Source organism: Neisseria sp. 27098_8_158 (assembly GCF_041433145.1).
Classification (GTDB): domain Bacteria; phylum Pseudomonadota; class Gammaproteobacteria; order Burkholderiales; family Neisseriaceae; genus Neisseria; species Neisseria subflava_E.
In genome coordinates this window covers 1083356-1108322 of the sequence record NZ_JAPWAZ010000001.1, presented here as the reverse complement: position 1 = coordinate 1108322, position 24967 = coordinate 1083356, and the positions used below count along the sequence as shown (strand labels likewise).

Here is a 24967-nt window from a genome sequence, read left to right as displayed (position 1 = left end):
CTCGCCTTAGCTCAAAGAGAACGATTCTCTAAGGTGCTGAAGCACCAAGTGAATCGGTTCCGTACTATCTGTACTGTCTGCGGCTTCGTCGCCTTGTCCTGATTTAAATTTAATCCACTATAAAAACCAACCGACACACCAAACAAAATGAAACCGTCCCTTCCCATCCGCTCACTTCTTCTAAGCTGTATGCTCGCCGCAGCAAGCGCAAACAGCTTTGCCGCCGAAACCATCCTTACTTCTCCGGATAAGCAGTTCAGCATTAAAAAAGTCTGCAACCACAAAACCCAAGAATGCTCTTTCTTTGCAGGCAAAAAAGCCATCGAAAAAAATCTTCCCGAAGACAGGACAAGCCATAAATGGCTTGGCAATACCTTTGCATTAAGAACCAGCTTCGGGTCGTATGATTCCTACACCACCTTCGCCGACCGTACCCACAAGCCCCATACGCTTTCCTCCGTCATCGCCACCGACAGCAAAACACAATGCGCCGTGACCGCAGATAATAAAGGCGTGTCTTTCTACTCGCTGTTCCATGAAAAACCGGTCAAATTCATTGCTGCAAACGACAAAAAATTCGGCTTCCCCCAAGATGTTGCCACGCTGGAATCCGCCGTCGAGGCAGAGTTCAAAGGCAAGAAAGTCCACATGACGTATATAAACAAAGCCGAACGCAATGTCTCGGTCGTTTTAGATAATCCGTGTGTGAAATGATGTGCCAAATTTGATGGACAAGGCCGTCTGAAAAGATGCCGTTCATTCAAAAAACGAAACAGCCCGAAACCTGACTGAAAAAAGGTTTCGGGCTGTTTGCACTTGTTCGCCAGACGAAGCGGGTAGGGCGTAAGGTTGCCAGTTTGGCGGATAGAGACCTTGGCAAAGGTCTCATGAGGATTCATGGGCTTTCTTTGGGAAAGAACAATCGTTCCTTATTGATGTAAAAAAGCCTGAACAGCAGTTCAGGCTTTTGAAATTTGGCTCCCCGACCTGGGCTCGAACCAGGGACCTGCGGATTAACAGTCCGTCGCTCTACCGACTGAGCTATCGGGGAATGGGGCGTATTATAATGGCTGGAAAAAATGTGTCAATCAGTATTTTCAAGAAAATGGTGCAAAATATTTCAAATGTTTGAATGTTAAAAATATTTTGTAATCAAGTTTCACATGCTTCCCAGCCGTTTCAGACGGCCTTTAGTATTTGGCGGTAACCAATTTGCCGTTTTGGAATACTTGCTGCTGCATCACTGTACCGTTGTAGGCGTAAGTGGTCAGCGAGCCGTTGCTTGGCGTGGCGAGGAACTGCATCAGTTGGTTGCGGCTGAGGACGTAGGGGTCCGTGCGTTTTTGGCTGTTGTCGCTGTAAAAGTCTTGGACAACGTATTCGTTGTTGCGTTTGCTGATCAGTTGGCGATGGAAGCCGCCTTTGACTGCGCTGTTGCTGGGTGTGCCGTGTGCATCGAAATAGGTCACGATTTGTTCTTCTGAGATACGGATGCCGTCTGAATCCGTGCCTTTGGTGGTTTTGGTTTTATCCAAGCCGACAGGGATGTTGATGGATGTACCCAAGCCGACATGGCGGCCGATGCTGGTGCCGACGCCTAAACCGACGGAAACACCTGGCGTGCCGACTGTACATGCGCTGAGTGAAGCGGCCAAAAGGGCAGGTAAGAGAACTTTTTTCATAATGTGTATCCTTGTAATAAGAAATGTTTGTAATGTGAGAAGTATAGTATTTTTGCGGGGTGGCTGGTGTTAGTATTGGTAAAAGGGCGCAATGCCGTCTGAAGAACAAGATAGAAACGAATATATCATTCTGGTGTAGAATGTGCCGAAATAATGATTTAATAAGAATGTGAATGAATAATGAAAACTTTGAAATTTACGAAGATGCACGGCTTGGGCAATGATTTTATGGTGGTCAATGCCATCGAGCAGGACTTTGATCCGTTGGCTGCGCCGCTTACCCAATGGGCAGACCGCTATCGCGGCGTGGGTTTTGATCAGTTTTTGGTAGTGGAGAAGCCTTCTTCTGATGCGGTCGATTTTCGGTACCGCATTTTCAATGCCGATGGTCAGGAAGTAGAGCAGTGTGGCAATGGAGCGCGTTGTTTTGCGCGTTTTGTCGCGGATAAGGGTTTGACGGATAAAACGGAAATTTTAGTCGAAACGGCCAAAGGGATTATTGTGCCGAAGCTGTTGGATAACGGTTTGGTTACTGTCAACATGGGTAAACCGCGTTTCATGCCGTCTGAAATTCCGTTTGTGCCTGCGCATGGTGAAACGGAAGATGCGTTGACACATATTGTCTTAGTCGGTTTGGAGTCTGTACCGGTAAGCTGCGTGAATATGGGTAATCCGCATGCGGTGATTTTGGTTGATAATGTTGAAACCGCACCGGTGGAGCATTGGGGCGGCGCTATTGAATCGCACGGGCAGTTTCCTGAACGGGTCAATGTCGGCTTTTTGCAGGTTGAAGATGAATTGTCAGTCCGCCTGCGCGTGTTTGAACGCGGGGTGGGGGAAACTCAGGCTTGCGGCACTGGAGCGTGTGCGGCAGTGGTGGCAGGCGTGCGCAATGGCTTGCTGAAAGCGGGTGCGCCTGTGCGTGTTACTCTGCCTGGCGGCGAATTGTTTATCAGTTGGGAAGAAGGTGGCGATGTGCAAATGACCGGCCCTGCTGAAACCGTTTTTGAAGGCGAGTTGCAGTATTCATGATGGTTTCTTTGGATTTTTGGTTTGCCGTCGCGTATGCTGCGGTATCGTTGGCATTTATTTTTCGCGCACAGCGGTTTCAATGGCTTTGGGCTACGGTGTTGTTGTGGCTGGGGGTTTCGGCATTGGGTGCACGCTTGTTGCCCGGAATGTGGGGCTTTACGCATACAGGCCCTTTGTTCATCCCTCATTTTTATCTGACAATCGCCAGTATTTTCTTCTTTATCGATGACTGTAGTAAAACGGAAGACAAAAAGTTTTGGTCGGCAGGCGAATATGCCGGTTTAACCTTATTTGCGGTTTCCAATGTCGTCATGACTTTGGCTTTTGTTTTCTTGGCAGGCGTGGTTTATTTCATCTTGCCGCTGGCTGGCGCGGTTTTTGCATGGGCGGCCTTACTGAAAATTTATGCTTTGAAACCCATTTATTGGTTTGCATTGCAGGGCGTCCTGATGCTGGTGTTTTATCTGCACCGTGTGGTTGTTTGCAAGCAGTCTGCCTCTCTTTTCAGTATGCGGCAGATGTGGGCAGGTTGGATGGTTGCCGTCGTGATGCAGGCTGTAGTTGCCGTTACATTGATTTTTGAGCGCAGTGGATATTGACCGCGCTTGAACCAAAAGTTATAAAGAAAGAAATTTTCGATATTGGTTTTTCAGACGGCCTGAGTTTAATATGCAGGCTGTATTACATCTAAATCAGGAGCAGGAAATGAAAATTGCAAATAATATTACCGAGCTGATCGGCAACACACCTCTGGTGAAACTGAACCGCCTGACCGAAGGTTTAAAAGCGCAAATCGCCGTTAAACTTGAATTTTTCAATCCGGGCAGCAGCGTGAAAGACCGTATTGCCGAATCTATGATTGAAGCGGCCGAGCAAGCCGGTAAAATCAATAAAGATACCGTTATCGTCGAGGCAACCAGTGGCAATACCGGTATCGGTTTGGCCATGGTGTGTGCGGCCCGCGGTTATAAATTGGCGATTACTATGCCTGAAAGCATGAGTAAAGAACGCAAAATGCTGCTGCGTGCATTCGGTGCAGAGCTAATTTTGACACCTGCTGCCGAAGGTATGGCGGGCGCTATTGCTAAAGCCCAGTCTTTGGTGGACGAACATCCAGATACTTACTTTATGCCGCGCCAATTTGATAACGAGGCTAATCCTGAAGTTCACCGCAAAACCACTGCCGAAGAAATTTGGCGCGATACAGACGGTAAAGTAGATATTTTCGTGGCCGGTGTAGGTACAGGCGGTACGATTACCGGTGTGGGCGAAGTATTGAAAAAATACAAACCCGAAGTTCAAATCGTGGCTGTCGAGCCTGAAGCTTCCCCAGTATTGAGCGGTGGCGAGAAAGGTCCGCATCCGATTCAAGGTTTGGGTGCAGGCTTTATCCCCAGCGTTTTGAATACGACTGTTTACGACAGCATTTCCAAAGTACCTAACGAGGCAGCGTTTGAAACTGCGCGCGCTATGGCTGAAAAAGAAGGCATTTTGGTAGGTATTTCTTCAGGTGCCGCAGTATGGAGCGCATTGCAACTGGCTAAAAAACCTGAAAACGAAGGTAAGTTGATCGTTGTCTTGTTGCCATCATATGGCGAACGCTATCTTTCTACGCCTCTGTTTGCCGATTTGGCATAATATAGGATTGTTGTTAAAAGGCCGTTTTCAGACGGCCTTTTTTGCGTATGGGCTTGAGATATCGTATGAAATCTGTTGTAATTCAGTTAATGAGCTTTGAATACCATTATTCAAAAGTTGGTTTCTTCAACGAATCATGCTTATAATGCGCATTATGAAAAAATACATTCTTCCTATCTTTGCTGTGGCGGCACTTGCCGGTTGTGAATCGATTTATGTTCCAACATTGAAAGAAGTGCCAGTTCGACCAACCAACGTTAAGAAACCTAAGGCTGATTCACAAGTTTCAGCTACCGGTTATCATTTAGCTCCTTCGCATTGGGCAGATGTTTCCAAGATTCATGATGAAGCACGTCGCTTGAGTACCCAAGTGAGCCAAGGTAGTCTGACCAAAGTTCAGGCTGCACAATATTTGAACCGCTTCCGTATCCAACAAGTGGGACGCAACTCTGTCGATGACAGTATGTACGAAGTTTATCTGCGTTCTGCCGTTGACAGCCAACGTGGTGAAATTACTACCGAGCAATCCAAACAGTACATCCAAGGTGCTTTGCGCGGTTGGCAACAGCGTTGGAAAAACATGGATACCAAACCAAGCAATCCTGCGTTTACCAACTTCCTGATGGAAGTTATGGGTATGCAGCCTTTGAAATAAAAAGTCATAAACTGAGAAGGCCGTCTGAATATTCAGACGGCCTTCTTTTTGTATTTATATATGTGTAGTCGGACTTTATCCAATTAAGAACCAAACAGCTTGTCAGCCGCTTGACGGGCTTTTTCTTGAATATCTTCGGTCAGATAGTTTTTCATCTGAGAATAAACCAGCGCAATGACGGCAATGTCATCGCTGAAGCCAAATGGAATCAGAAGGTCGGGAATGCTGTCAATAGGACTGAGGAAGTAAACCAGTGCGCCGACAATAATCATTTTTGCACGTTTGGGTGTATGTTCGGATTCCCAGAGATAATAAAGCGCATAAAGCTGGCGGACGACAGGTTTACCCAAGCGACCGGCAAAGCGTCCGAGTTTTTTCATGAAGCCGGATGTGTCTAAGTTTCGACGGCGGAAGGAGGGGATGTAGTCTTCCGGATCGGGTGTGTTTTGATGAGGGGAGTGTGTCATGATGCAGCTTCCTTATAAGGTATGGAAACATGGTTGGTGTTACGTCGTATTTTAGTCTATTTGGGGCGGATGAAATGTCTTTGAATGTATAACTATGTAAGAGTAGTGATGATAATGCAATGGTAATAAGTTAAGAATGGCTTATGCCTTTGTAAAGATTAGGTATCAAGAGTGAGAATTTATCTCACAATAGATACAATTCTCAAACAATAATGATGTTATCGTAAGTGCTTTGATGGGGAGATGGCTTAATTGCAGGAAAGTAACAAAAAAGGCTAGCCACACAAAAAAAAATCTAAGAATGATTGTTTGATTTTATTAGTCTTTTGGTAAAAATCATTAGAGCATTCATAAATTGCACTGTTCAAAATGAGATAAAACAGGTAAATTATGGTTTATGTAGCTTATTGTAGTGCTGAGCTATAGGTTTTGAGCTGATAATAAATCTAGAGGAACTGACCATGTCCGCCAAATCACGCCCGGTATTTTTGGAAATTCCGAATATCCGATTGCCCATACCGGGGATTGTATCTATTCTTCACCGTATCAGCGGCGTCGGCTTGTTTGTGATGCTGCCTGTTCTCTTGTATTTCTTCTCCGGAACGCTGGATCGCGAAGCGTCGTTTGAAGCATATCGTTCTGCTATCTCCAATCCGTTTGTGAAGCTGATCCTTATCGGTCTGTTGTGGGCATATCTGCACCACTTTTTCGCCGGTATCCGCTTTCTGTTTTTGGATGTACACAAAGGCTTGGAATTAAATACTGCCCGTGCTACTGCTAAAGTTGTATTTGCTTCTGCTTTGATTCTGACCGTCGTTTTGGGAGCTTTGTTATGGTAGAACGTAAATTGACAGGTGCGCATTACGGTTTGCGCGATTGGGCAATGCAACGTGCAACTGCGGTCATCATGTTGGTGTACACCGTGGTTCTTTTGGTTGTTTTGTTTACGTTGCCTAAAGAGTATTCGGCATGGCAGGCATTTTTTGATCAAACTTGGGTGAAAGTATTTACTCAAGTGAGCTTCTTGGCCGTATTCCTGCATGCATGGGTAGGTATCCGCGATTTGTGGATGGACTACATTAAGCCTTTCGGCCTGCGTTTGTTTTTACAAGTTGCCACCATCGTTTGGTTGGTAGGCTGCTTGGTGTATTCAGTTAAAGTAATTTGGGGGTAAATATGGGTTTTCCTGTTCGCAAGTTTGATGCCGTGATTGTTGGCGGTGGTGGTGCAGGTTTACGCGCAGCCCTCCAATTGTCTAAATCTGGTTTGAATTGTGCTGTTTTGTCTAAAGTGTTCCCAACCCGTTCTCATACTGTGGCGGCTCAAGGTGGTATTTCTGCTTCATTGGGTAATGTGCAAGAAGACCGTTGGGATTGGCATATGTACGATACCGTGAAAGGTTCTGACTGGTTGGGCGACCAAGATGCGATTGAGTTTATGTGTCGCGCAGCGCCTGAAGCCGTAATTGAGTTGGAACACATGGGTATGCCTTTTGACCGTGTGGAAAGTGGCAAAATCTACCAACGTCCTTTCGGTGGCCATACTGCCGAACACGGTAAACGTGCGGTAGAACGTGCATGTGCAGTTGCCGACCGTACCGGCCATGCGATGTTGCATACTTTGTACCAACAAAACGTCCGTGCCAATACACAATTCTTTGTGGAATGGACGGCGCAAGATTTGATTCGTGATGAAAATGGTGACGTAGTCGGTGTAACTGCCATGGAAATGGAAACCGGCGAAGTTTATATTTTCCACGCTAAAGCTGTGATGTTTGCTACCGGTGGTGGCGGCCGTATTTATGCTTCTTCTACCAATGCCTATATGAATACCGGTGATGGTTTGGGTATTTGTGCCCGTGCAGGTATTCCGTTGGAAGATATGGAATTCTGGCAATTCCACCCGACCGGCGTAGCCGGTGCCGGTGTATTGATTACTGAGGGTGTACGTGGTGAGGGTGGTATTCTGTTGAATGCCGATGGCGAACGCTTTATGGAACGTTACGCTCCAACCGTAAAAGACTTGGCTTCCCGTGACGTGGTTTCCCGTGCGATGGCGATGGAAATTTACGAAGGTCGCGGTTGTGGTAAAAACAAAGACCACGTATTGCTGAAAATCGACCATATCGGTGCAGAAAAAATTATGGAAAAACTGCCGGGTATCCGCGAGATTTCCATTCAGTTTGCTGGTATCGACCCAATTAAAGACCCGATTCCTGTCGTGCCGACAACCCACTACATGATGGGCGGTATTCCGACCAATTATCATGGCGAAGTTGTCGTTCCTCAAGGCGACGAATACGAAGTGCCTGTAAAAGGCCTGTATGCCGCAGGTGAGTGCGCCTGTGCTTCCGTACACGGTGCGAACCGCTTAGGTACCAACTCCCTGTTGGACTTGGTGGTATTCGGTAAAGCTGCCGGCGACAGCATGATTAAATTCATCAAAGAGCAAAGCGACTGGAAACCTCTGCCTGCTAATGCCGGTGAATTGACCCGCCAACGTATCGAGCGTTTGGACAACCAAACCGGTGGCGAAAACGTTGATGCATTGCGTCGCGAACTGCAACGCTCTGTACAACTGCATGCCGGCGTGTTCCGTACCGATGAGATTCTGAGCAAAGGCGTTCGAGAAATCATGGCGATTGCCGAGCGTGTGAAACGTACTGAAATCAAAGATAAGAGCAAAGTATGGAATACCGCGCGTATCGAAGCTTTGGAATTGGATAATCTGATTGAAGTAGCGAAAGCGACTTTGGTGTCTGCCGAAGCACGTAAAGAATCGCGTGGTGCACACGCTTCAGACGACCATCCTGAGCGCGATGACGAAAACTGGATGAAACATACCCTGTATCATTCAGATACCAATACTTTGTCTTACAAACCGGTACATACCAAGCCTTTGAGCGTGGAATACATCAAACCGGCTAAACGCGTTTATTGATGAGTTTTCAGACGGCCTTTATCTTAAAGGCCGTCTGAAACCTAACCATACCCACATTGAACTGCTTGAATTCATAATACAAAATCATTGGGCAGTTTATGAGAAAAGGAACACTTCTCATGGAAAAAATGAGTTTTGAAATTTACCGTTACAACCCGGACGTTGATGCCAAACCTTATATGCAACGTTACGAGTTGGAATTGGAACCAACCGACGTTAAACTTTTGGATGCTTTAGTGCGCCTGAAAGCACAAGACGATACATTGTCGTTCCGCCGTTCTTGCCGCGAAGGTATTTGCGGTTCTGACGGTATGAACATCAACGGTAAAAACGGCTTGGCATGTCTGACCGATCTGCGTAGCCTGAAACAGCCGGTTAAAATCCGCCCTCTGCCAGGTCTGCCTGTTATCCGCGACCTGATTGTGGATATGACCCAGTTCTTCAAACAATATCACTCAATCAAACCTTACGTTGTAAACGACAACCCTATCGATGCGGACAAAGAGCGTCTGCAAACTCAGGAAGAGCGTAAAGAGTTGGACGGTTTGTACGAGTGTATTTTGTGCGCCTGCTGTTCGACTGCCTGCCCGTCATTCTGGTGGAATCCTGATAAATTCGTTGGTCCGTCTGGCTTGCTGAATGCTTACCGTTTCATTGCGGATAGCCGTGATACCATCACTAATGAGCGTTTGGATAATCTGAACGACCCATACCGTTTGTTCCGTTGCCACACCATTATGAACTGCGTAGACGTATGTCCTAAACACTTGAATCCGACCCGAGCCATCGGTAAGATTAAAGAGATTATGTTGAAACGAGCCGTTTAAGAAATGATGGTTTTTGACGATATTGCCAAACGGAAAATCCGTTTTCAAACCCGCCGGGGATTGTTGGAATTAGACTTAATCTTCGGTAGGTTTATGGAAAAAGAATTCGAGCACCTGAGTGATCAGGAGTTGTCCGAATTTTCCGAAATCCTCGAATTTCAAGACCAAGAGTTGCTTGCCTTGATTAACGGACATTCGGCAACGGACAAGAAACACCTGATTCCCATGCTTGAAAAAATCAGACAGGCATGACGTGTTATAGAGCTTGTTTGCGATGCCAATCCGAACAAGCTCTTTCCATACTGAGACCGTCTGAAAAAAAGGACCGTGCCGCTTGAGCGGCAACGAAAGCCCCAACTTACAAAGGAGTTTAAGAATGTCTAAATCAGTCAAGCTCACCACCCCAAATCAAGAGACCTTGGAACTGCCAGTATTGGAAGCAAGTATCGGCCATGATGTGGTTGATATTCGTACTTTGACTAAAAATACAGGTCTGTTTTCCTTCGACCCCGGATTCGTGTCAACCGCAAGTTGCGAATCCAAAATCACTTATATTGATGGCGATGAAGGTCTGTTGTATTACCGTGGTTATCCTATCGAGCAGCTGGCCGAAAAATCTGATTACTTGGAAGTTTGCTACCTGTTGATCTACGGCGAGCTGCCTACGCCCGAACAGAAAAAAGAATTTGATGCTACAGTCAGTCGCCATACTATGCTGCATGAACAGCTGACTTGGTTCTTCCGCGGTTTCCGTCGCGATGCGCATCCGATGGCGATGATGGTTGGCGTGGTTGGCGCTTTGTCTGCTTTCTACCAAGACAGCTTGGATATTGCTAATCCTGAACACCGCAAAATTGCGATTTACCGCTTAATCTCCAAAATTCCGACCATTGCGGCAATGTGTTACCGTTATTCCAACGGTTTGCCGTTCAATTATCCAAAAAATAACCTTTCCTATGCTGAAAACTTCTTGCACATGATGTTTGCCACACCGTGTGAAGAATACAAACCTAATCCAGTATTGGCCCGCGCGCTCGACCGCATCTTTATTTTGCATGCCGACCACGAGCAAAACGCCTCTACTTCGACTGTACGTTTGGCCGGCTCTTCTGGTGCGAATCCATTTGCCTGTATCGCTGCCGGTATCGCCTGTCTGTGGGGTGCTTCACACGGCGGTGCAAATGAAGCTGTGTTGAAGATGCTGGACGAAATCGGCGATGTGTCTAATGTTGCTGCATACATGGAAGGTGTGAAACAACGCAAATACCGTCTGATGGGCTTCGGTCACCGCGTATACCGCAATATGGACCCACGAGCCAACATCATGCGCGAAACCTGTTATGAAGTCTTGAAAGAATTGGGCTTGGAAGACAGTCCTAAATTCAAGCTGGCGATGGAATTGGAACAAATTGCACTGAAAGATCCATTCTTTGTTGAGCGCAAGCTGTATCCAAACGTCGATTTCTACTCCGGTATCGTCTTGTCCGCATTGGGCATTCCAACTGAAATGTTTACCGTTATCTTCGCATTGTCGCGCAGTGTAGGTTGGATTTCTCATTGGCATGAAATGATTAGCGATCCGGCACTGAAAATCGGTCGCCCACGTCAACTGTATACCGGTGCAGAACGTCGCGATTACGTTCCGGTAGATAAACGCTAATAGACAATACATTAATATATTGTTGAAAAGTCGTTTGAAAAAATCGAATTGCCGTTTTCAATGAGGTTGGTCGTAATTAATTAAGTTGATAGCAGGTAATTTGATTTGAAATAGGGTAGAATAAAGTGTCATTTCAGACGGCCTGAATTCCGTTCGGAGAACACGGGATTCTACCCTTTGTTTATATTTTAAAGAAAAGAGCTCACGCCATGATGGACGAAAAACTCAATTTCTCTTATCTGTTTGGTTCTAATGCGCCATACATCGAGGAGTTGTATGAAAAGTTTCTGGATAATCCGGAATCTGTCGATGAAAAATGGAAACAGTACTTTACCGATTTGAGTAAACAGCCGGGCGCAGTCGCTGTCGATGTTGCCCATACACCGATTCGTGAATCATTTGCCACTTTGGCTAAAAAGAAAAGTGCCGCAGCCGTCGCAGGCGGTGTGGATGAGGCAATGATGAAAAAGCAAGTCAGCGTTTTGCGACTGATTTCTGCCTATCGTATCCAAGGCGTGGGTGCAGCCCAACTTGATCCGCTCAAACGTATCCCTCCTCAAAATATCGAAGCTCTCGATCCTAAATTCCACGGTCTGTCAGATGCCGATATGGCGCTTCAGTTCAATATGGGCGAGGGCGATTTTTCCGGTCAGAGCAAACTGCCTCTGTCCCAAATCATCAGCAACCTCAAACAAACCTACTGCGGCCATATTGCGGTAGAGTACATCTACATTCCAAATACCGAAGAGCGCCGCTGGGTTCGCAATTATTTTGAAAGCGTACTGTCTACGCCAAGCTACAACGTTGAACAAAAACGCCGTATCTTGAAAGAAATGACTGCTGCCGAAACTCTGGAACGCTACCTGCATACCAAATATGTCGGTCAAAAACGCTTTGGTGTAGAAGGCGGCGAAAGCGCGATTGCCGGTTTGAACTACCTGATTCAAAATGCCGGTAAAGACGGCGTGGAAGAAGTCATCATTGGTATGGCACACCGTGGCCGTCTGAATGTTTTGGTTAACATTTTGGGTAAAAAACCGGCTGATCTGTTTGCTGAATTTGAAGGCCGTGCCGAAATCAAATTGCCTAGCGGCGACGTGAAATACCACATGGGCTTCAGCTCCGACATTGCTACTCCACACGGCCCAATGCACGTTTCTTTGGCATTCAACCCGTCACACTTGGAAATTGTTAACCCAGTAGTGGAAGGTTCTGCGCGCGCCAAACAAAAACGTTTGGGCGAAAACGGTCGCGATAAAGTTTTGCCGGTATTGATTCACGGTGACTCTGCATTTATCGGTTTGGGTGTTAACCAAGCGACATTCAACCTGTCTAAAACACGCGGTTATACCACCGGCGGTACTGTTCACATCGTGATCAACAACCAAATCGGCTTTACGACTTCCGATACCCGCGATACCCGTTCAACCGTATACTGTACCGATATTGCGAAAATGGTTTCCGCTCCGGTTATCCATGTGAATGGCGATGATCCTGAACGCGTTTGCTTTGCCATTCAAGCCGCTTTGGATTACCGCAAAAAATTCCATAAAGACATCGTGGTCGACGTTGTCTGCTACCGTAAATGGGGCCACAACGAGGGCGATGATCCGACCTTGACCCAACCGATGATGTACAAAAAAGTATCGCAACACCCAGGTGCGCGTGCTTTGTACACCGAGCAACTGATTGCCGAAGGCGTGGTAACTCAAGCTGAGGCTGACGGTTACATCCAAGCCTACCGTGATGCTTTGGACAAAGGCGAACATGTTGAACAAACAACTTTGAGCAACTTCCAACGCACACAAATCGACTGGAGTAAATATCAAGGTAAAGATTGGCGCGAACACATCGAAACCGGTTTGCCTGCCGCGGATATTGAGCGCCTTACCGAGAAGTTTACCGCCGTACCAGAAGGCTTTGCCCTGCATCCGACTGCAAAACGTGTGATTGAAGCGCGTAAAGCAATGGCATCCGGCAAACAAGCCATCGACTGGGGTATGGCCGAAACCCTCGCATACGCAAGCCTGTTGACCAAAGGTCATGGCGTGCGTATCTCCGGTGAGGACTCCGGCCGCGGTACATTCTCACACCGTCATGCCGTTCTGCACGATCAAAAACGCGAAAAATGGGACGACGGTACTTATGTTCCTCTGCGCAACATGGGCGAAGGCTTGGGCGAGTTCCTGGTTATCGACTCTATCTTGAACGAAGAAGCCGTGATGGCGTTCGAGTACGGCTTTGCCTGCTCAGCACCTGACAAGCTGACCATTTGGGAAGCTCAATTCGGTGACTTCGCCAACGGCGCGCAAGTGACTATTGACCAATTCCTGTCTTCAGGCGAAACCAAGTGGGGTCGTTTGTGCGGCCTGACCACCATCCTGCCGCACGGCTACGACGGTCAAGGCCCTGAGCACTCTTCTGCACGCGTGGAACGTTGGTTGCAACTGTGTTCTGAGAACAATATGCAAGTCATCATGCCGTCTGAAGCGTCGCAAATGTTCCACCTCTTGCAACGCCAAGTCTTGGGTTCATACCGCAAACCGCTGGTGATTTTCATGTCCAAACGCCTGTTGCGCTTCAAAGGTGCAATGAGCCCGCTGGAAAACTTCACCGAAGGTTCGACTTTCCGTCCGGTTATCGGCGATACCGCCGAACGCGCAAGCAACGACAGCGTGAAACGCGTGGTATTGTGTGCCGGTCAGGTTTACTATGACTTGGAAGCTGGCCGTGCCGAGCGTAAACTGGAAGATGATGTTGCTATCGTCCGCGTTGAGCAGCTGTATCCGTTCCCATACGAAGAGGTTAAAGCTGAACTGGCGAAATATCCGAACGCAAAATCTGTGGTTTGGGCACAAGAAGAGCCGAAAAACCAAGGCGCGTTCTACCAAATCCGCCACCGCATCGAAGACGTTATCAGCGAAGAGCAAAAACTGTCTTATGCCGGTCGTCCAAGCAGCGCATCGCCTGCAGTGGGCTACTCAAGCAAACACATTGCTCAATTGAAACAATTGGTTGAAGACGCTTTGGCATTGTAAACCAAGTAGCATTCCGTCTGAGTCTGCTCAGGCGGAATGCCCATATGCAGAATTAAAAACACACAACAGGCCGTCTGAAAGGGCCATTGGAGACACAAAATGATTATTGATGTAAAAGTACCTATGCTGTCTGAAAGCGTATCTGAAGGCACGCTCTTGGAATGGAAGAAAAAAGTTGGCGAAGCAGTTGCCCGTGACGAAATCCTGATCGATATCGAAACTGACAAAGTGGTTTTGGAAGTACCTTCTCCACAAGCCGGCGTATTGGTTGAAATCGTAGCGCAAGACGGTGAAACCGTTGTTGCCGACCAAGTTTTGGCCCGTATCGATACAGCTGCTACTGCCGCTGCTGAAGCACCTGCAGCCGCTCCTGCCGAAGCAGCCCCAGCTGCCGCTCCTGCTGCTGCACAAAACAACGCCGCTATGCCTGCCGCCGCCAAACTGGCTGCCGAGACCGGTGTTGACGTGAACGCATTGCAAGGTTCCGGCCGTGACGGTCGCGTATTGAAAGAAGACGTACAAAATGCCGCTGCCAAACCTGCCGCAGCCGTTGCCCCTGCTGTTGCACTTCCTGCAGGCGCACGTCCTGAAGAACGCGTACCAATGAGCCGCCTGCGTGCCCGTGTTGCAGAACGCCTCTTGGCTTCTCAACAAGAAAACGCCATTCTGACTACATTCAACGAAGTCAACATGAAACCAATCATGGACTTGCGTGCGAAGTACAAAGAAAAATTCGAGAAAGAACACGGCGTAAAACTGGGCTTTATGTCCTTCTTCGTTAAAGCCGCTGTTGCCGCCCTGAAAAAATACCCGGTTGTGAATGCTTCTGTTGACGGCAAAGACATCGTGTACCACGGCTACTTCGACATCGGTATCGCAATTGGCAGCCCACGCGGTTTGGTTGTACCAATCCTGCGCGATGCCGACCAAATGAGCATTGCCGACATCGAACAAGCAATTGTTGATTACGCGAAAAAAGCTAAAGATGGCAAAATCGCCATCGAAGATCTGACCGGTGGTACATTCAGTATTACTAACGGCGGTACTTTCGGCTCTATGATGTCTACCCCGATCATCAACCCGCCTCAATCTGCGATTTTGGGTATGCACGCCACTAAAGAGCGCGCTGTGGTTGAAAACGGTCAAGTTGTTGTCCGTCCAATGATGTATCTGGCTCTGTCTTACGACCACCGTATCATCGACGGCCGTGAAGCTGTATTGACCTTGGTAGCCATTAAAGACGCGTTGGAAGACCCAGCTCGCCTGTTGTTGGATCTGTAATCGTTTCAGACGGCCTTTTATTTATTAATGAAAAGGCCGTCTGAATTTTTATTTAGATGTAGCGTAATGTAGTATCGTGCTACAATAGGCTCAACGAACGATTGAGGCCGTCTGAAACATTTGATTCGAATGAATCGACAGATATGGACTTTCAGACGGCCTTTTCTTAAAACCATCAAAACGCAGTCATTCAAAATAAAAAAGAAACAAAAAGTATCGTTTTTATTTTGAGATACTGCCAAAAGCAAAGGATGACACGATGTCTCAATATGATGTAGTAGTGATTGGTGCAGGCCCGGGCGGATACGTTGCCGCCATCCGTGCCGCGCAACTGGGTTTCAAAACCGCTTGCGTCGATGCAGGCGTTAACAAAGCAGGCAATGCCCCTGCATTGGGTGGTACTTGCTTGAACGTAGGTTGTATCCCTTCTAAAGCCCTGTTGCAATCCAGCGAACATTTCCACGCTGCGCAACACGATTTTGCCGAACATGGTATCACTGTCGGCGACGTAAAATTCGACGCGGCCAAAATGATTGAGCGCAAAGATGCCATCGTGACCAAACTGACCGGCGGCGTGAAATTCCTGTTCCAAAAAAACAAAGTAACCAGCCTGTTTGGTACTGCTTCTTTTGCCGGTAAAAATGGCGATGCTTACCAAATCGAAGTCGATAACAAAGGCGAGAAAACCGTTATTGAAGCCAAACACGTAATCGTAGCCACCGGTTCCGTACCGCGTCCGCTGCCACAAGTCGCTATCGATAATGTGAACGTATTGGACAACGAAGGCGCATTGAACCTGACCGAAGTACCTGCCAAACTCGGCGTGATCGGTTCTGGCGTGATTGGTTTGGAAATGGGTTCCGTATGGAACCGCGTGGGTGCGGAAGTTACCATTCTTGAAGCTGCGCCGACCTTCTTGGCTGCCGCAGACCAACAAATCGCCAAAGAAGCCTTCAAATACTTCACTAAAGAGCAAGGTTTGAGCATCGAATTGGGCGTGAAAATCGGCGACATCAAATCTGAAGGCAAAGGCGTTTCCGTTGCTTACGAAACTGCTGCCGGCGAAGCCAAAACCGAAGTATTCGACAAACTGATCGTTGCCATCGGCCGTATTCCAAACACCAAAGGCCTGAACGCCGAAGCCGTAGGCTTGGAAAAAGACGAACGTGGCTTTATCAAAGTAGATGGCGAATGCCGTACCAATCTGCCTAACGTATGGGCAATCGGTGACGTGGTTCGCGGCCCGATGTTGGCACACAAAGCCAGCGATGAAGGCGTTGCCGTTGCAGAGCGCATTGCCGGTCAAAAACCGCATATCGACTTCAACAACGTACCGTTCGTGATTTACACCGACCCTGAAATCGCTTGGGTGGGTAAAACCGAAGAGCAACTCAAAGCCGAAGGCGTGGAGTACAAAAAAGGTACTTCAGGTTTCGGCGCAAACGGTCGCGCATTGGCCATGGGCAAAGCCAAAGGTACGGTCAAAGTATTGGCAGATGCCAAAACCGACCGCATCTTGGGCGTACACATGATCGGCCCGGTTGTCAGCGAATTGGTTACTGAAGGCGTGACTGCGCTCGAATTCTTCGCCAGCAGCGAAGACATCGCCCGCATTATCCATGCCCACCCAACCTTGTCCGAAGTGGTTCACGAAGCTGCATTGGCAGCCGACAAACGCGCTTTGCACGGTTGATAGACATTAAGGCCGTCTGAAACTTTTCAGACGGCCTTAAGGCCTCCGACAAATTGAATGTTCCGAGAGCTTCGTTTTCTGATTTATAATTTCGTCAGGCAAACAAACAGCATTTACATTCATTATGAACAAAGAAATAGTCGGTATTTTCTTTATACCGATGGGCATCATCAGCATGTGTATGGCCGCATTGTGGCAAATGTATGTGATGATGACCGAAACTTATACGCTCAACCGTTTCAAAGATAAAGAATTGGTTTGGCGCGTGGCATTGTTGTTTATCAGTTTCAGCCTTGCCGTTTATCTGCTCTGCCCGAATTCGCGTAAAAAAGGCATCGTCTTTTTTATTCTCGGGGGAGGCGGCGCAACCATGTATCTGCTGGCGCGGATGTGGTTGCCCTTCAGTAAATAGTAAGGCCGTCTGAAAATATGGGATTGGCCGCAGGGCGATTCCTAAAACCCACTCACCTTAAGGAGAAATCCATGAATTTACACGAGTATCAGGCTAAAGAACTGCTGGCTAGCTACGGTTTGCCCGTACAAGGCGGTATTTTGGCACACGACGGCGAAGAAGCCGCTGCAGCTTACGACAAATTGGGCGGCAAATTCGCTGTTGTCAAAGCACAAGTACACGCCGGCGGCCGCGGTAAAGCGGGAGGCGTAAAAGTCGTTAAAAGCCGCGAAGAAGCTAAAGAAGTGGCTGAAAGCCTGATTGGCACCAACTTGGTAACTTACCAAACCGATGCCAACGGCCAACCTGTCAACAGCGTTTTGGTTTGCGAAGATATGTATCCTGTTCAAACCGAGCTGTACTTGGGCGCAGTGGTTGACCGTTCTACCCGCCGCGTTACATTCATGGCTTCTACCGAAGGCGGCGTGGAAATTGAAAAAGTTGCTGCCGAAACTCCAGAAAAAATCTTCAAAGTAACCGTTGATCCGCTGGTCGGCCTGCAACCTTGCCAAGCTCGCGAAGTTGCCTTCCAACTGGGCTTGAAAGACAAACAAATCAACGAGTTCGTCAAACTGATGACTGGCGCGTACAAAGCGTTTATCGAAAACGACTTCGCCCTGTTTGAAGTAAACCCATTGGCAGTTCGCGAAAACGGTGCACTGGCTTGCGTGGACGGCAAAATCGGTATCGACAGCAATGCGCTCTACCGCCTGCCAAAAATCGCTGAATTGCGCGACAAATCTCAAGAAAACGAACGTGAGCTGAAAGCTTCTGAATTCGACCTGAACTATGTTGCCCTGGAAGGCAACATCGGCTGTATGGTTAACGGTGCCGGTTTGGCGATGGCCACTATGGACATCATCAAACTCAAAGGCGGCCAACCTGCCAACTTCTTGGACGTTGGTGGCGGCGCAACCAAAGACCGCGTGGTTGAAGCGTTCAAACTGATTCTGGAAGACAAATCCGTTAAAGGCGTATTGATCAACATCTTCGGCGGTATCGTACGTTGCGACATGATTGCGGAAGCCATCGTGGCAGCCGTTAAAGAAATCAACGTCAACGTTCCTGTCGTTGTTCGTTTGGAAGGTAACAACGCCGAACTCGGCGCGAAAATCCTGAACGAATCAGGTCTGAAACTGACTTCTGCAGACGGCCTGAATGACGCAGCCGAAAAAATTGTTGCAGCCGTAAACGCCTAAGGAGAAAAGAATGAGCGTATTGATTAATAAAGACACCAAAGTATTGGTTCAAGGTTTCACCGGTAAAAACGGTACTTTCCACTCCGAACAAGCTCTGGCTTACGGCACTAAAGTTGTCGGCGGCGTTACCCCAGGCAAAGGCGGTCAAACCCACCTGAACCTGCCTGTATTCAACACCATGAAAGAAGCCGTTAAAGAAACCGGCGCGGACGCATCTGTAATTTACGTTCCAGCTCCGTTTGTTTTGGATTCTATCGTTGAAGCCGTTGATTCAGGCGTAGGCTTGGTCGTTGTGATTACCGAAGGCGTGCCTACTTTGGACATGCTCAAAGCCAAACGTTACTTGGAAACCAACGGCAACGGTACCCGCTTGGTCGGCCCTAACTGCCCGGGTGTGATTACTCCGGGTGAGTGCAAAATCGGTATTATGCCGGGCCACATCCACACTCCGGGCCGCATCGGTATTATTTCCCGTTCCGGTACATTGACTTACGAAGCCGTGGCACAAACCACCAAACTGGGCTTGGGTCAATCAACCTGTATCGGTATCGGCGGCGACCCGATTCCTGGTATGAACCAAATCGACGCACTGAAACTCTTCCAAGAAGACCCAGATACTGACGCCATTATCATGATTGGTGAAATCGGCGGTACTGCGGAAGAAGAAGCAGCCGAATACATCCAATCTAACGTAACCAAACCTGTTGTCGGCTACATTGCCGGTGTTACTGCTCCTAAAGGCAAACGTATGGGCCACGCCGGTGCGATTATCTCCGGTGGTAAAGGTACTGCCGAAGAAAAATTCGCTGCTTTCGAAAAAGCCGGTATCGCTTACACCCGCAGCCCTGCCGAGTTGGGTACTACCATGCTGGAAGTGTTGAAAGCAAAAGGTTTGGCATAAGACCTAAGTCTTTAAGCTGAATGGAAAAGGCCGTCTGAAGTTTTCAGACGGCCTTTTTTAAATTTCATTTGCTTGTTTTCATAATAAGCACTTAATTTTATTTAAATTAACATTTATTTTAGAATAAACGGTTATAATTTATTAACAGATAAATATTCTGTAACCATATCAACCTATATCAAGGAGAAAAGCATGAAAAAACACGATTTTGAAGCACGTCGCGAGGCTTTGCTGAAAGACATCCGAGAAGTGATGGATGATGTGGAAGAGTTGTACCGCAATGGTGTTGAAGCCGGTTCGGAAGAGGGCAGTAAAGCCCGAGCCAAATTGGAAGAAAAATTGGCTGTGGCCAAAGAGCGTTTGAGCCGTTTTGAAGAAGAGGCCGGCGAACGTTTGCGCCATCATGCCGAGCGTGCGCGTGAGAAATACGAGCAGTTTGAAGAAGCGGCTCAGGAGCGTTTTAAAGAAGGCAAAGAGCGCTTTGCCGAATTTGAAGCTGATGCGGGCGAGCGTTTGAAACGCGGTGCCAAACACGCTGATGAAGTGGTGCATGAAAAACCATATTATGCGATGGGTTTTGCCGCATTGGCCGGTTTGGTTGTGGGTGTGTTGTTGAACCGCCGTTAATGCGAATATGTTAAGGCCGTCTGAACAGGCGTGCAATGAAATCATGGATTTCATTGCACCGTGCAGACGGCCTCTGCCTTATGTTTCCTGAGAAAAAGGATAGTTAAGATGGGAATTCGCCAGCGTTTTGAACATGGCAAGGCTTTGTTGAATCAGGGCGCGGATTTGCTGCTGCTGCGTTTGCAGGTATTGAGCTTGGATTTGACGCGTCAGGCGGAGAATGTGTTTCGTTTGGCGATTTGGCTGGTGTTGTCCGGCGCGCTGTTGATGGTGGGCTTGGTCGGTTTGCTGTTCGGCTTGAACCGCGTGCTGTCGGATATGGCCGCTTTGTGGGTATTTTTCGGCATTTTCTTTGTAAGCCTGTTGATTATTGCTGTATTGTTCCGCAAAGTATCGGCAGATTATCGGGAGCAGGGCAGTCGTGTGGCTGAAACCTTGCAGGATATTCGATCGGACATTGCGTATTTGCGCGGTGAGATAGATAAGGATGCGGACGATGAAGCAACAGGAGTATGAAGAAGCGCGCGAGCTGCTGCTTTTGGAAGCTAAGCTGGTGCGGCTGCGGATTGAAGCGGAAAATTTGAAACTGCGTAAAGCGGAAGAAGGTAATGCTCGGCAGACTAATCGCTTGGTAATGTTGGCCGATGTGGCGTATCAGTTGAGCCAAACGCGTTTGCTGTCTCAACGCGCTTTGTTTTCTACATCGCGCCGTCGGCATTGGATTTGGCTGGTATTGGCGGTCATACTGGGCTTATCGAGATAATCGAGGGCAGAGGTTTGGTCAAAATGATATTTGCGGCGAGTTGTTGGAGCGTGTGAGCCGCTGGTTGAGGACGCTGCGTCATTGTGTTGCTAAAACTGAAACTTTATCTATTTTGAGTATTTTTTACAAAAGATACCGGCCGTCTGAATATTTCAGACGGCCTCAATGTTTGGAGTTTCAGATATAATGGCGGCAATTTTGAAATTATTAAATGAAGGATAAGTGGATGAACCGTTTGTATCCCCACCCGATTATCGCCCGTGAGGGCTGGCCGATTATCGGCGGCGGTTTGGCTTTGAGCCTGCTGGTGTCGATGTGTTGCGGCTGGTGGTCTTTGCCGTTTTGGGTGTTTACTGTATTTGCTTTGCAGTTTTTCCGTGACCCTGCGCGTGAAATTCCGCAAAATCCTGAAGCGGTGTTGAGCCCGGTTGACGGCCGTATCGTGGTGGTCGAGCGCGCACGCGATCCGTATCGTGATGTCGATGCTTTGAAAATCAGTATTTTTATGAACGTGTTCAACGTGCATTCGCAAAAATCGCCTGCCGATTGTACGGTAACGAAAGTGGTCTATAACAAAGGCAAATTCGTGAATGCGGATTTGGATAAGGCCAGCACGGAAAATGAACGTAATGCGGTTTTGGCGACTACGGCTTCTGGTCGTGAAATTACTTTTGTTCAAGTGGCCGGTTTGGTGGCGCGCCGTATTTTGTGTTACACCCAAGCAGGTGCGAAACTGTCTCGCGGCGAACGCTATGGTTTTATCCGCTTTGGCTCGCGCGTGGATATGTATCTGCCTGTCGATGCGCAGGCGCAAGTGGCGATTGGCGATAAAGTCACCGGCGTCAGCACGGTATTGGCACGTTTGCCGCTGACTGCGCCGCAAACTGAATCTGAGCCTAAAGCCGCAGCTCCACAAGCCGCGCCAGTTTCACAAGCGACTCCGGCTGAAACAGTGGCAAGCCAATCTACCGAACAGCAGCAAATCGAAGCAGCGGCGGCTAAAATTCAAGCGGCTGTGCAAGATGTATTGAAAGATTAATAGTCAGTTTTAAATGATTGGTTAAAACAAGAAAAAGGTTTTCAGACGGCCGTCTGAAAACCTTTTTTGTTTGCCTGTCCGATTTTAAAACTTCACGTTCACGCCGCCGGTAAAGCTGCGACCCATTTGCGGCGTATCAGAGAGGAAGCTGCTGTGGGCGTAAACGGATTGGTTGAGCAGGTTGTCGGCTTTGACGTACCAATTCCACTCGCCATAGCGCGTATTGCGGCGGTAGTTTGCACCAAGGTTGAGCATATGGTGTCCGGGCGTGCGCGTTTCGTAGCGGGCGAGTTTGTTTTGGGCGAACACACGGTAGTAGTCCAAATTGGCATCGATGCGGTCGGTCAGTGCGGCTTTCAGATGGACGCCGAGGCGCGCAGCCGGAACGCGAGGCGCGTTTTGGTCGTCCTGTGCGATGAAAGGACGGTTGCCGTAGGCATCTTCTCTGCCGGGCAGGGAAGGCAGGTTTTTCAGACGGCCTCTGACGTAGTCGCCGGAAACGCCGATGCGGTAGCGCGGTGTCGGTTTGAAGTAGATTTCGCCTTCCGCGCCGTAGAAGTCCGCGCCGGATTGGTTGTAGCGCACGAGCTTCATTTCGCTGTCGTCTTCGATGGATTTGGGGCCGCGTCCGTCGTTTAAGGTTTGGGCGTAAATGTAGTTGCCGAAGCGGTTGCGGTAGAGTGCCAGATTGTATTGCCAGCGGTCGCCTTCGTAGCCCAGCGCGAGTTCGATATTGTTGGAACGCTCTTTGTTGAGGTGTTTGTTGCCGACTTCAAAGGTGTTGGTAGCGACGTGCTTGCCGTGTGCGTACAGCTCTTGCGTTGACGGCAGGCGTTCCTGATGGGATGCGGTCAGGCTGAGTTTGTGTTGGGGCGTGAAATACCAGTTGCCCGAAAGTGCGAACGAACGGGCGGTTTGGCGGTGCGCGCCGAGGTCGGGCAGGGGTTGGTTGTAGTAGTTTTCCCGATCAATCAATGCTTTGTCGTACTGGATGGAGGCTTTTTGTTTTTCCACGCGTACGCCGCCTTCAAGCGTGAAGTTGTCCCAGTTTGCCTGTTCTACACCGAAAAAGCTGTAATGGCGCACATTGTTGTCAATCAGCATCGGTTGTTGGACGGTCTCGGGAATGGCGGAAAGCGCGCTGGATTTTTGTCCCAAATATTGCACGCCCCAGCTGCCTTTCAGACGGCCTATGGGTTGGTGGCGCAACTCGATACGGGCGTTGTGTGTTTTGTTGTTGAAGAAGTTTTCTACTGCATCACCTGCTTTTTCGTCGTGGTGGTAGTCGTTGCGGTTCAGGTGTACGCGCAGGGCTTCAAAACCGGGGAATGGCTGCTTCCATTCGGCGCGGAGTTCGTAGTGTTTGTTGCGCAGGTCTATCCACGGTTTGCCGTTGTGGGCATGGGCGTGTGCATCATCGTCGTCGTGGAAGCCGCAGCTTAAGCCCGGATTGTCGTAATCGACATCTTCTTCGGTCAATAGGTGCGGATAAAGCTGCAAATAGCGCTTGTTAATCAAGCTCTTTTGCCAGATGATGTCGGCGTGGCAGTCGTCGTAGAGATGGCTGTGGGCAGGCAGGCCGTAGCGGTCGCGACGGTCGCTGTACGCTACGCCGAGAAAACCTTTATCCCCAACCCAAGACAGCCCGATGCTGCCGGTTTTTGAATCGGCATGGCTGTCGGGCAGTCGTTTCAGACGGCCTTCTTCTTTTTGATAGCGCGGTACGGCGTAATCGCCCGATTTGCGGTACAAGCCTTCGGTATGCAGCACGAAGTTGTTGCCCAGTCCGATATTGATGCCTGCGGATGTCAGTTTTTCCAAATTGCCGCTGCTCAAACGCAATCCGGCTTCGCCCGATACGCCGTTTTCAGGCATTTTTTCGGGGATTTTTCCATCGGCAACATCGACCAAACCGGCTACATTGCCCGAGCTGTACAAGAGCGTAACCGGGCCGCGCAGGATTTCGACCTGTTGCGACAAGGCACTGTCCACCATCAAGGCATGGTCGGGAGAGAAGTCCGCCATGTCGCCCGTTTCGCCGTGATGGTTCAGCACTTTAATCCGTCTGCCTGTTTGACCGCGAATAACGGGAGCGGACGCGCCGCCGCCGTATTGCGAGGCATGAATGCCCGGTACGCCGTCTAAAGCATCGCCCAAGTTGACGGCTTTTTGGCGCAAGGTATCGCCGGAGATGATTTTGTCGGAGGCGGTCGAAGTGTGCAGCAGCCCCGAAGTAGCGCGCGGACGGCTTTTGCCGACGACGGTAACCTCGTCCAAGTCAACCGACTGCTCGGTTTCATGCGCTTGGGAGAGGATGGGGGTGCTGATTAAAAGAATATATAAAACAATGGGTTTGAGTGTGGTTTGTGTCATTTTAGTTTCTCATCATATTTCGAAAGGCTGTTATTATATAACATTTCATTGTTTATATGATAAGATTTTTGAGAAAAAAGGCCGTCTGAAAACGAAGCGTGGTTTTCAGACGGCCTTTAGCTTGTATGTAGGTTTAAATGAAAACGGAACAATCTCTCTGCTGCCTGGTTTGGGTAAGGCAGAAAGTCATGGCAGATTGTTTGCTTTCATTGAAAGCATTACTTGGTTTCGGCAGCTTTAGCGCCAGCAGTCTCTGCAATCAAATCTAAGAATACCAACGGCTTTTTGCCGATATTTTTGAGTGCGTGGGACTGGCCGGGGCGGGCGATGGTAATGTCGCCGGCGCCGACTTCGGTTTGTTTGCCTTCGCTATCGGTAAACAGGCCTTTGCCGGATACGATGATGTAAACGTCTTCATTGCCGGTATGTTTGTGTTGCCCAATGGAGGCGCCCGGCGGTAATGTGAGCCAGCCGATTTCTTTGAATGCATCTTGTTCTGCGGTTTGATGGCGCGTGAAGGCAAAGCTGCCGAGTAGCGGGCCTTGACCTCCGGCTGCATTTTCGCGGTTCCATTCGGCTAAGTCGGCTTTTTTATACACTTGGATGCTGCGGTCGGTGGGGGTGGTTTGTTCGGCAGCTTGCGCGCTTATGGATGTGCCGAGCAGAAGGGTAACAGATAATGCGGCAAATAGTGGTTTCAT

Annotated in this window: 25 protein-coding genes, 1 tRNA gene and 1 pseudogene; 21 read left to right on the top strand and 6 right to left on the bottom strand. The window is 48.6% G+C overall.

All coding sequences use genetic code 11. The features are described 5' to 3' along the window. Positions 1-59 precede the first annotated feature (59 nt). Positions 60-122: pseudogene (locus O3681_RS05320) on the bottom strand (transposase); the annotation flags it as partial. A 25-nt stretch (positions 123-147) separates the two neighbouring features. Here O3681_RS05320 and O3681_RS05315 point away from each other — a divergent pair. After that, positions 148-714: a hypothetical protein gene (locus tag O3681_RS05315; protein ID WP_371459447.1), complete on the top strand. Its 567-nt coding sequence runs from the start codon at positions 148-150 to the stop codon at positions 712-714. A 261-nt stretch (positions 715-975) separates the two neighbouring features. Here O3681_RS05315 and O3681_RS05310 read toward each other — a convergent pair. Together O3681_RS05310 and O3681_RS05305 are read right to left on the bottom strand one after the other, a co-directional pair. After that, positions 976-1051: transfer RNA gene (locus O3681_RS05310), tRNA-Asn, on the bottom strand. 139 nt (positions 1052-1190) lie between these two features. Then, positions 1191-1682 (bottom strand): NemA protein, encoded by a 492-nt coding sequence (locus tag O3681_RS05305; RefSeq protein ID WP_371459446.1) that lies wholly within the window; start codon positions 1680-1682, stop codon positions 1191-1193. 180 nt (positions 1683-1862) lie between these two features. Between O3681_RS05305 and dapF the strand changes: the two genes are divergently transcribed. The 4 genes from dapF (at position 1863) to O3681_RS05285 (ending at position 5007) form a co-directional block, all read left to right on the top strand. Continuing rightward, complete coding sequence (gene dapF / locus O3681_RS05300; protein ID WP_107723631.1) at positions 1863-2714, top strand: diaminopimelate epimerase; 852 nt, start codon at positions 1863-1865, stop codon at positions 2712-2714. After that, the gene (locus O3681_RS05295) at positions 2711-3313 is read left to right on the top strand and encodes a hypothetical protein (RefSeq protein WP_107723630.1); all 603 of its coding nucleotides are present in this window, start codon (positions 2711-2713) and stop codon (positions 3311-3313) included. The genes dapF and O3681_RS05295 overlap by 4 nt, the downstream gene beginning before the upstream one ends. A 106-nt stretch (positions 3314-3419) precedes the next feature. Continuing rightward, entirely contained in the window at positions 3420-4352 is a 933-nt protein-coding gene (gene cysK, locus O3681_RS05290) for a cysteine synthase A (RefSeq protein WP_107723629.1), read from the top strand. 154 nt (positions 4353-4506) lie between these two features. After that, a complete protein-coding gene (locus O3681_RS05285) occupies positions 4507-5007 on the top strand; it encodes a membrane lipoprotein lipid attachment site-containing protein (protein WP_371440888.1) in 501 nt (166 codons plus the stop codon). Between the two features lie 83 nt (positions 5008-5090). Here the strand turns inward: O3681_RS05285 and O3681_RS05280 are convergent, their stop codons facing one another. Then, positions 5091-5474, bottom strand: a complete 384-nt coding sequence (locus O3681_RS05280; protein ID WP_049329785.1) for a YkvA family protein — start codon at positions 5472-5474, stop codon at positions 5091-5093. Positions 5475-5935: 461 nt separating this feature from the next. Between O3681_RS05280 and sdhC the strand changes: the two genes are divergently transcribed. The 16 genes from sdhC to O3681_RS05200 all read left to right on the top strand — a co-directional run bounded on the left by sdhC (position 5936) and on the right by O3681_RS05200 (position 21893). Then, a complete protein-coding gene (gene sdhC, locus O3681_RS05275; RefSeq protein WP_003686156.1) occupies positions 5936-6313 on the top strand; it encodes a succinate dehydrogenase, cytochrome b556 subunit in 378 nt (125 codons plus the stop codon). Further along, a complete protein-coding gene (gene sdhD, locus O3681_RS05270) occupies positions 6307-6648 on the top strand; it encodes a succinate dehydrogenase, hydrophobic membrane anchor protein (protein WP_003678837.1) in 342 nt (113 codons plus the stop codon). Before sdhC ends, sdhD begins: the two co-directional genes overlap by 7 nt. 2 nt (positions 6649-6650) lie before the next feature. After that, positions 6651-8414, top strand: a complete 1764-nt coding sequence (gene sdhA / locus O3681_RS05265) for a succinate dehydrogenase flavoprotein subunit (RefSeq protein ID WP_070491556.1) — start codon at positions 6651-6653, stop codon at positions 8412-8414. A 119-nt stretch (positions 8415-8533) separates the two neighbouring features. Beyond that, positions 8534-9241, top strand: a complete 708-nt coding sequence (locus O3681_RS05260) for a succinate dehydrogenase iron-sulfur subunit (RefSeq protein WP_003678833.1) — start codon at positions 8534-8536, stop codon at positions 9239-9241. Positions 9242-9244: 3 nt separating this feature from the next. Further along, positions 9245-9493, top strand: coding sequence for a succinate dehydrogenase assembly factor 2 (locus O3681_RS05255; protein ID WP_003678830.1), 249 nt, complete (start codon positions 9245-9247; stop codon positions 9491-9493). A gap of 124 nt (positions 9494-9617) precedes the next feature. Continuing rightward, positions 9618-10901 carry a citrate synthase gene (gene gltA, locus O3681_RS05250; RefSeq protein WP_003686103.1) on the top strand — a complete coding sequence of 428 codons (1284 nt, stop codon included), beginning with the start codon at positions 9618-9620 and terminating at the stop codon, positions 10899-10901. Positions 10902-11110: 209 nt separating this feature from the next. After that, positions 11111-13939 carry a 2-oxoglutarate dehydrogenase E1 component gene (locus O3681_RS05245; protein WP_371459445.1) on the top strand — a complete coding sequence of 943 codons (2829 nt, stop codon included), beginning with the start codon at positions 11111-11113 and terminating at the stop codon, positions 13937-13939. Positions 13940-14038: 99 nt separating this feature from the next. Then, a complete protein-coding gene (gene odhB / locus O3681_RS05240; protein WP_371459444.1) occupies positions 14039-15220 on the top strand; it encodes a 2-oxoglutarate dehydrogenase complex dihydrolipoyllysine-residue succinyltransferase in 1182 nt (393 codons plus the stop codon). A 259-nt stretch (positions 15221-15479) separates the two neighbouring features. Next, positions 15480-16913, top strand: a complete 1434-nt coding sequence (gene lpdA, locus O3681_RS05235) for a dihydrolipoyl dehydrogenase (RefSeq protein WP_002217382.1) — start codon at positions 15480-15482, stop codon at positions 16911-16913. Positions 16914-17037: 124 nt separating this feature from the next. After that, entirely contained in the window at positions 17038-17325 is a 288-nt protein-coding gene (locus tag O3681_RS05230) for a hypothetical protein (RefSeq protein ID WP_004519272.1), read from the top strand. Between the two features lie 17 nt (positions 17326-17342). Continuing rightward, entirely contained in the window at positions 17343-18563 is a 1221-nt protein-coding gene (gene sucC / locus O3681_RS05225; protein ID WP_371459443.1) for an ADP-forming succinate--CoA ligase subunit beta, read from the top strand. Positions 18564-18573: 10 nt separating this feature from the next. Continuing rightward, complete coding sequence (sucD, locus tag O3681_RS05220; protein ID WP_002221113.1) at positions 18574-19464, top strand: succinate--CoA ligase subunit alpha; 891 nt, start codon at positions 18574-18576, stop codon at positions 19462-19464. Positions 19465-19656: 192 nt separating this feature from the next. Continuing rightward, positions 19657-20091, top strand: coding sequence for a DUF883 family protein (locus O3681_RS05215; protein WP_315611051.1), 435 nt, complete (start codon positions 19657-19659; stop codon positions 20089-20091). A 108-nt stretch (positions 20092-20199) separates the two neighbouring features. Continuing rightward, a complete protein-coding gene (locus O3681_RS05210) occupies positions 20200-20607 on the top strand; it encodes a phage holin family protein (protein WP_371459442.1) in 408 nt (135 codons plus the stop codon). Further along, positions 20588-20854: a hypothetical protein gene (locus O3681_RS05205; RefSeq protein ID WP_036491527.1), complete on the top strand. Its 267-nt coding sequence runs from the start codon at positions 20588-20590 to the stop codon at positions 20852-20854. The genes O3681_RS05210 and O3681_RS05205 overlap by 20 nt, the downstream gene beginning before the upstream one ends. A 226-nt stretch (positions 20855-21080) precedes the next feature. Beyond that, on the top strand, positions 21081-21893 hold the full coding sequence (locus tag O3681_RS05200) for a phosphatidylserine decarboxylase (RefSeq protein ID WP_371459441.1): 813 nt from the start codon (positions 21081-21083) through the stop codon (positions 21891-21893). Between the two features lie 84 nt (positions 21894-21977). Here the strand turns inward: O3681_RS05200 and znuD are convergent, their stop codons facing one another. Both znuD and O3681_RS05190 read right to left on the bottom strand, forming a co-directional pair. Continuing rightward, entirely contained in the window at positions 21978-24266 is a 2289-nt protein-coding gene (gene znuD, locus O3681_RS05195; protein WP_371459440.1) for a TonB-dependent zinc receptor ZnuD, read from the bottom strand. A 218-nt stretch (positions 24267-24484) separates the two neighbouring features. Continuing rightward, positions 24485-24967: a cupin domain-containing protein gene (locus tag O3681_RS05190; protein ID WP_128581507.1), complete on the bottom strand. Its 483-nt coding sequence runs from the start codon at positions 24965-24967 to the stop codon at positions 24485-24487.